This window comes from Aeromicrobium sp., from assembly GCF_014378035.1.
GTDB lineage: Bacteria > Actinomycetota > Actinomycetes > Propionibacteriales > Nocardioidaceae > Aeromicrobium.
Genome location: NZ_JACMOM010000086.1, coordinates 1 through 3,375, shown reverse-complemented (window position 1 = coordinate 3,375; position 3,375 = coordinate 1). Strand labels below are relative to the sequence as shown.

Annotated in this window: 4 protein-coding genes and 4 tRNA genes; 2 read left to right on the top strand and 6 right to left on the bottom strand. The window is 66.5% G+C overall.

Features of this window, described 5'->3' with window-relative positions; all coding sequences use genetic code 11:
* Positions 1-2: 2 nt before the first annotated feature.
* The 3 genes from H7290_RS04565 to H7290_RS04555 all read right to left on the bottom strand — a co-directional run bounded on the left by H7290_RS04565 (position 3) and on the right by H7290_RS04555 (position 300).
* A tRNA-Val gene (locus H7290_RS04565) sits at positions 3-74 on the bottom strand.
* Between the two features lie 37 nt (positions 75-111).
* Positions 112-185 (bottom strand) — tRNA-Cys (locus H7290_RS04560).
* Between the two features lie 42 nt (positions 186-227).
* Positions 228-300, bottom strand: a tRNA-Gly gene (locus tag H7290_RS04555).
* Positions 301-465: 165 nt separating this feature from the next.
* Between H7290_RS04555 and H7290_RS04550 the strand changes: the two genes are divergently transcribed.
* Positions 466-1,284, top strand: coding sequence for an aminotransferase class IV (locus H7290_RS04550; RefSeq protein WP_290512832.1), 819 nt, complete (start codon positions 466-468; stop codon positions 1,282-1,284).
* A 16-nt stretch (positions 1,285-1,300) separates the two neighbouring features.
* Here the strand turns inward: H7290_RS04550 and H7290_RS04545 are convergent, their stop codons facing one another.
* A complete protein-coding gene (locus tag H7290_RS04545; RefSeq protein ID WP_290512831.1) occupies positions 1,301-1,720 on the bottom strand; it encodes an SsgA family sporulation/cell division regulator in 420 nt (139 codons plus the stop codon).
* A 201-nt stretch (positions 1,721-1,921) separates the two neighbouring features.
* On the opposite strand from H7290_RS04545, the gene H7290_RS04540 reads away from it, so the two are divergent.
* A tRNA-Val gene (locus H7290_RS04540) sits at positions 1,922-1,993 on the top strand.
* A 72-nt stretch (positions 1,994-2,065) separates the two neighbouring features.
* Here H7290_RS04540 and H7290_RS04535 read toward each other — a convergent pair.
* Positions 2,066-2,227, bottom strand: coding sequence for a hypothetical protein (locus H7290_RS04535; protein WP_290512830.1), 162 nt, complete (start codon positions 2,225-2,227; stop codon positions 2,066-2,068).
* Positions 2,228-2,616: 389 nt separating this feature from the next.
* The gene (locus tag H7290_RS04530) at positions 2,617-3,132 is read right to left on the bottom strand and encodes a nucleotidyltransferase domain-containing protein (protein ID WP_290512829.1); all 516 of its coding nucleotides are present in this window, start codon (positions 3,130-3,132) and stop codon (positions 2,617-2,619) included.
* Positions 3,133-3,375 lie beyond the last annotated feature (243 nt).

Below are 3,375 nucleotides of genomic sequence, written 5' to 3'. Positions count from 1 at the left end.
TGTGGGCGATACTGGGTTTGAACCAGTGACCTCTTCCGTGTCAGGGAAGCGCGCTACCACTGCGCCAATCGCCCGTTGCTGCGGCAAGCCGCAACGTGTGAAGTTGTGTGGTGGAGGTGGGTACGGGATTTGAACCCGTGTACACGGATTTGCAGTCCGTTGCCTCGCCTCTCGGCCAACCCACCGTGCTCCTGCGTGGAGGTCGGGCCATGACATTGACCTCTCCGAGCGGACAACGAGACTCGAACTCGCGACCTCAACCTTGGCAAGGTTGCGCTCTACCAACTGAGCTATGTCCGCCTGTCACCTGCTCGGCTTGCGCCGTGCTGATGTGCGTGTGAACAGTAACCGATGCGTCGGGTGGTGCCAAAACCGGGTGCTCGTCGTTTGGGGGGAGGGCGTCGATCAGGTGACGGGCGCCCGTGGGCGGCCGCAGCAGCGCCGTACGACTCCTACAGTGACGACATGCGTGCGTGGATCGACGGAGTCCTGATGAGCGACCCGACTGCCCCGGCCATCCGGGTCACCGACCACGGGTTCACCGTGGGCGATGGGGTCTTCGAGGCGATCAAGGTGGTGGAGGGGGAGCCGTTCGCCCTCGACCTGCACCTCGAGCGGCTGGCCCGCTCGGCCGCCGGGCTCGGGCTGATCGGCGTCGACCTCGCAGCTGTACGACGCGGGGTGGACGCCGTACTCGACGACCAGCACCTGTCGCTGGGCCGGCTGCGCATCACCGTCACCGGTGGGCTTGCACCGCTTGGGTCGGGGCGCGGGGAGTACCCGCCGACCGTCGTGGCCGTAGCCGCACCGATGGACCCGACGCCTGACACGACGAGCGTGGTGACCGTGCCGTGGCCCCGCAACGAGCGGGGCGCGACCGCGGGGCTCAAGACGACGTCGTACGCAGAGAACGTGATCGCGCTCGCGGAGGCGGGGCGGCTGGGGGCGAGCGAGGCGATCTTCGCCAACCTCGCGGGTCACCTGTGCGAGGGCACCGGCTCGAACGTCTTCTACGTCGTCGACGGTGACCTGCGCACGCCCACCTTGGCCAGCGGTTGCCTGGCCGGCGTCACACGTGGTCTCGTGCTCGAGTGGTTCGGCGGCCGCGAGGTCGACGAGCCGATCGAGGTGGCCGAGCAGGCCGACGAGGCCTTCCTCGTCTCCACCACCCGCGACGTGCAGGCGGTGGCCCGCTGGGGCCGCCGCCAACTGGAGCCCGGTCCGGTCACGCAGGACGCCGCAGAGGCGTGGAAGCGGCACGAGCCCGAGCTGCTGGGGCGCTAGGTAACCCGGAGCGACGTCAGGCGAGCAACGCCGCGACGAGCTCATCGAGGTCGAACTGGTGCGGCTCCGCGCCGACCGGCACCAGCTCCCAGGTGCGGGTCAGGAACGACAGCAGCTCGCCACTGCGCACGGCCACGCGCAGGCGCCCCTCGGGGGAGTGGAACGTCATCCACACGATCGCGCACCCGTTCTCGTCGAGCGCCGGCCACAGCCGGATGTCGCCGTCGCCGGCGGGCTCGGTGAGACCGCATCGCAAGAGCGACCGGGCCACGACCCACGGCACTTCCCCGTCCGGGATGTGGAACGTGATCCCCACGGCGTAGGGGTCCAGGTCGTCGTAGTGGAACGTCGCGATGAAGGCCATCGGGCGGCCGAACTCGTCGTCGCAGTACAGCGCGATGTCCGTGATGATGGCAGGGGCGAGCGGGGCGGTCATGACGTTCCTTGTCCGAGAGGGAGGTCGAAGCAGGCGAGGAGGACACGGTCCCTCGTGCGAGTAGACGTTCCGGGGGAGCATTCGGTTGCCTGTTGGCACCAAAAATGATTCCCAGAAGCTCAATGACCCCGTGAATGTGAGGTGACGGTGACCATGGGTTAGAGTCTCGGCGCAGTTGAAGTACCCTCGGCAGCACCATGAGGGCGATTGGCGCAGTGGTAGCGCGCTTCGTTCACACCGAAGAGGTCACTGGTTCGAACCCAGTATCGCCCACCCTCCCGAAGACGACGCCTGACCTGCGGAAACGTAGGATTCAGGGGTTGTTCTATCTGAGCTGCGTGTCCACTACGTGTCCACCAGCACACGCTCAAAGGCGTGCGGGGGCAGCCGGCGAAAGGCTGCTTCGAGTTCGTCCAAACGGATGCGGATGATCCGCCGGCCACACTGGTTGGCCGGGATCGTGCGGTCGCTCTTGGGATTGCGGCGGGTCGCGGGCTGGGTCGTCATGGTTCCTCCTGGGTAGATGGGTCACTCCGGAGGTGCACCTACTGTCCCGCGGGCAACGCATTGGGCGCAGTGGTCGAGTCAGATCGAGACGGACGGCCGTGAGTCCTCAGGGCGATGACTGAGCTCAGCGAAGCCGTCTACGTACGGCGGCGTGGGCGGACATGAATGAGACCGCGTTCTTCAGCGCCGGACACACGCAACGGGCACGTCGGCTGCGAGTGTCACATTAATCTCGGGCTGCTCGCTTGCAAGTCCGGCACGCACAGGGCTGACGGGTTGGGCGATTTGATCTGGTAGCCCGTCATTTGGGCGTCCCCGCCGAGTCTGATGGCCCCTCGCGTCGTTGCGCTGTTCAGCGGTCGCCGTCAGACGGCGCCTTCGCCGACGACCTACTTACGGCCCACAAGGGCCACGCCGTCGCGGACGATGTCGGCCACGACAGGCTCGCCCGCTAGCGCCCTCTCAGCGAACTCGGCCGGTGTGAACACCAGGACGTCGCAGTCGTTGCCCAGCCGCGCTCTCACGGTGTCCTCCAGGTCGATTCGTCCGCTCCAGTCCGGCGCGGCGATCACGGCGAGATCGACGTCGCTAGCCTCCGTCGCCTCGCCTCGTGCGATGGAGCCGAGGAGCAGCACGGCGTCTACATCCGAGCCGCTCACCTCGGAGACCGCCGCGCGCAGTACCGCCATCGGATCAAGCAGAGCTCGCAACGGCGCAATCGACGCATGCGCCTCATTGACCTCGTGAATGCCGGCCCTGCCTACCGTGCGGTTCGTGATCAACCCAAGCCCGGTGAGCGCCTTCAGCGCATCCTGAACCGACCACAGGCTGTGCTTGTCGCTAACCATGCCGTGGATTTGCCGGCCAGTCAGCGGCTCGCCAGTTCGAAGCAGCACCGCGAGCACTGCTCCGCGAGCCCCGGGCACCACGCCACCGAAGGGCTGGTGGAAGTACATGCGTTACAGGCTACCGGATGATTGCTCTGACAGTCACATGATGGCCTCAGCATTCATGAGCTCGCGCGTTGGATCGCACCCACCCGTAGCCCAGACCGCCCAGAATGACGTGAGTCCGCCGAACTGCTGAACAAAGGGCTTATTCGTCCAAGTAGCTGAGCGTGGATAGCGTCCGCAAGGCCGCCTTTGTTC